The organism is Belnapia sp. (assembly GCF_059504005.1).
Genome location: NZ_JCACHU010000103.1, coordinates 1 through 3395, shown reverse-complemented (window position 1 = coordinate 3395; position 3395 = coordinate 1). Strand labels below are relative to the sequence as shown.

The following is a 3395-nucleotide window of genomic DNA, read 5'->3' as shown; positions in this document are numbered from 1 at the left end:
CGCAAGCGTGGGCAGGGACGAATGCGTCCAGGCCCCTGACCCATGCAACACGCTGATGCCCGGTCAGCGCTTCTCGATGTTCCAGAACACCATGACCGGCGAGGGCAGCAGGCCGGCAATGTTGGACCGCCGCGCATAGGGCACGTCGGCCTGGCCGAGCAGGCGGTAGGGCTGCACCTCGGCCAGGTGCACCTGCAAAACCTCGGCGAGGCGCTTGCGCTCCGCCTCGTCCGTAGCCTCGACGAAGGCGATGCGCAGCCGCTCCGCCTCCTCGTCGCAGGGCCAGCCGGCCCAGTTGCGGCCGTCGCAGGACATGCTGGTGCCGATATTCGTCAGCGGATGGAACATGGTGGCGCCCGAGGCGCCGGTGACGAAGAGGTTCCAGCCCCCCTGGTCAGGCGGGTCCCGCCGCGGCTGGCGGGTGATGACGGTGCCCCAGTCATTGTACTGCAGGTCGATGGTCATCCCGGCCTGGCGCATGCCGGCGGCCGCGACCTCCGCCATGCGGCCGATCCACGGGATGTCGTTGGTGGTGATGAAGACCAGCCGCTCGCCGCGATAGCCGGCCTCCGCGAGGAGTGAGCGGGCGCGCTCGAGATTGGGCTGCGCATAGGGTGCGGAGCCGGCTTCTGACGCATAGCCGGTGCCGCAGACGAAGAAGGCCTCACAGCGCCGCCACCAGCGCTGGTCGCCGAAGCCGGCCGCCATGGTTTCCGCCTGGTCGACGATATAGGCCAGGGCGAGGCGTGCGCGGGGATCGTTGAAGGGCGGGAAGAGGCTGTTCGGCCGCAGCATGCCCTGCGTGCCCAGCGCGTTCAGCCGGTCCACCACGGTGCCACGCTGGCGGGAGACGACGGGCACGAGGTCGCCGGCCACCTGCTCCCAGATGTCGATCTCGCCGGATTGCAGCGCCGCGGCGACGGTCGAGGCATCGGGGATGTTGCGCCACTCGACGCGGTCCACCTTGACCACGCGGCCGCCAGCGAGGCCGTCGGCTGGCTCGCTGCGTGGGCGGTAGTCGGCGTTGCGTGCATAGACGACGCGTTGGCCCGCCATCCAGTCCTCGCGGACGAAGCGGAAGGGGCCGGAGCCGATGGTGGTGGTGACCGGACGCCCTGGATCGGACTGCGCATCCTCCTCCCGCATGATGGCCGGGATGGCGCCGACGGCCGAGCCGAGCGCATAGGTCATCAGCGTGAAGGGCCGCTTCAACACCAGGGCAAAGCTGCGGTCATCGATGATGTCGAGGCTCGCCAGCGCATCGCTTAGTCGGGAGCCGACCGTGTCCCGCGCTATCCAGCGGCGGAGCGAAGCGGTGACGTCGCGCGTCGTCACCGGCTTGCCGTCATGGAAGCGGAGGCCCTCGCGCAGCGTGAAGCGCCAGGTAAGCTGATCCTCGCTGACCGACCAGGTCTCCACCATCTGCGGCTTGGGCTGCAGCGTCGAGTCCCAAGCGAAAAGCGTCTCGTAGATCATCAGCCCGTGCATGCGGGTGATGGTGACGGAGACGGCCACGGGATCGAGCGTCTTCAGGTCGGCATGCGGCACGACGCGCAGCACGGATTGCGCGGCCGCCGGCAGCCCCAGCCCAGCGGCGAGCAGGGCGGCAAGGGCGGTGGCACGAAGCGTCATCGGCAATCCTCCTTAATCGGATGCCCGCCGGTATTCCAGCACCCGGCAGCGATTGGTGACGAGCCGCGCCCGGTCGCCCTGGACGTGCAGGCAGGGTCGCTGCGCCCAGGGCCCGTCCGCCCGACGAAACAGTGCGCGCCCAGCACCGAGCGGCGTCAGCGGCATCGCCGCACGCAATGGGCCGGCACCCATGGCGAGGCTGTGGCCGCCGGGGCCAATGGAGAAGGCGCTCCCGAACTCCTCGTTGCGCCATTCGCCCTGCCAGCTGGAATCGCAGACGGCGTCCTGTACGGGCAGGAAGCGATAGGCGGCGTGGTTCACCTCGCCGATAATCGCAGAGTTCTCGTGGCGGAGGCGAATCCACATATAGGGGCTGCGGCTGACCGCCCAGCCATCGCCTCCCGCATAGAGCGGCTCCCGCGCGCCGAGGAAGGAAACGGCGCCCCCGTCCACCTCGATCCAGAAGGGCTCGCCGTCCGCCGCGGCATAGAGGCCGGGGCGGAGCGCCTCTGGCGCTGGGGGAGGCTGCTCCAGACCGAGCCCCGCCGCCATGACCGAGAGGGCAAGGTCGAGACTGTCTACCTCCTCCCGGTTGGTCAGGACGATGACGCCGGCATCGAGCTCCCGGCTGAGCAATACGTGGTTCTTGTAGCCGGGCAGCGACCCACCATGGCCGAAAAGGATGTGCGGGCCGAGCGGCGTGCGGCCCAGCCCGAGGCCATAAGCGATCTCCTGCCCATCCACCAGCCGCCGCGGCGCCGAGAGCGCCTCCAGTACGCCTTCGAGCGGGCCGCGCCCGGCCAGCAGCCCCGCCAGCCAGGCGGCAAGGTCGAGGGCCGATCCGGCAAGGCCGCCCGAGGCGGAGAAATGCGGGCCGTAGCGTCCCTCGCGCCAGCCTCCCTTCCCGTCGCGCCAGTAGCCGCGGGCGAGGCCGGGCACCAAGTCGGTCCAGTCCTCCGGGAAATGCGTCGCTGCTATACCGAGGGGTGCGAAATAGGCCTCATGCCAGGCCTCACCGAGCGAGCCGAGCCGCGCCTCAAGTAGGTGCTGCATCAGGCGGTAGCCGGTGTTGGTGTAGCTGACCTCCGTCCCCTGCGGGGTGTTCAGCGCCGGCAGCCGCGCCACGAAGTCGAGCAGCATGGCCCGCGACATCGCGGTGGAGGGCGGCACATGGCACTGCCAGGCCGCTTCCATCGCATCCGGCAAACCGGAGGTCATGCCGAGCGCATGGCCGACCGTGACAGATCCCACCGCCGGCGAGAGGCCGGGGAGATGCTCGCCGAGCCTCGCTTCCAACCCCGGCCCGGCGTACAACGCCAGCGCGGCCAGAACCTGCTTGGTGATGGAGGCCCAGCGGAAGGTGGTCTCCGGCGTGATCCGCCGGCCGAGGGCCAGATCGGCGAGGCCGCCGCAGGCAGCATGGGTCGGCCCGTCGCGGCCGATCAGCAGGATCGCGCCGCCCGGCCCCGCCACCGCATCCCAGGCGGCGGCGAAGGCGTCGGCATGCGCGGCGGCAGCGCTACGGTCGAAGCGTGGCATGGCCCACGGTGACGCAGCGGCCGCAAAAAGAGAAGCGGGGTTCTCGAAACCAGCGAGCGGCTTCGTCAACCAACCGCAAAAACCCATCAATTTCGATTTGTTATTAACAAAAGCAGATTTCTGAAATCCATCTCAGCCGGCTGCGAAAAGTCGCTCAAGCAGATGTTGGATAAGCTTGGCTTTGCACGTGCCGTGACGCTCGCGTGCCATCATGGCGGGCGGCA

2 protein-coding genes are annotated in these 3395 nt (G+C 69.3%); both read right to left on the bottom strand.

The annotated features are described in order from the left end of the window. Positions 1-63: 63 nt before the first annotated feature. Positions 64-1632, bottom strand: a complete 1569-nt coding sequence (locus AC5JJ1_RS14535) for an ABC transporter substrate-binding protein (protein WP_495785820.1) — start codon at positions 1630-1632, stop codon at positions 64-66. Positions 1633-1644: 12 nt separating this feature from the next. Beyond that, complete coding sequence (locus AC5JJ1_RS14530) at positions 1645-3171, bottom strand: serine hydrolase domain-containing protein (RefSeq protein ID WP_495785819.1); 1527 nt, start codon at positions 3169-3171, stop codon at positions 1645-1647. Positions 3172-3395: the final 224 nt, after the last annotated feature.

Bases quoted from the DNA above. Each gene is read 5' to 3' on its own strand.
- AC5JJ1_RS14530 (WP_495785819.1), bottom strand. From the start codon at position 3,171: ATGCCACGCTTCGACCGTAGCGCTGCCGCCGCGCATGCCGACGCCTTC.
- AC5JJ1_RS14535 (WP_495785820.1), bottom strand. From the start codon at position 1,632: ATGACGCTTCGTGCCACCGCCCTTGCCGCCCTGCTCGCCGCTGGGCTG.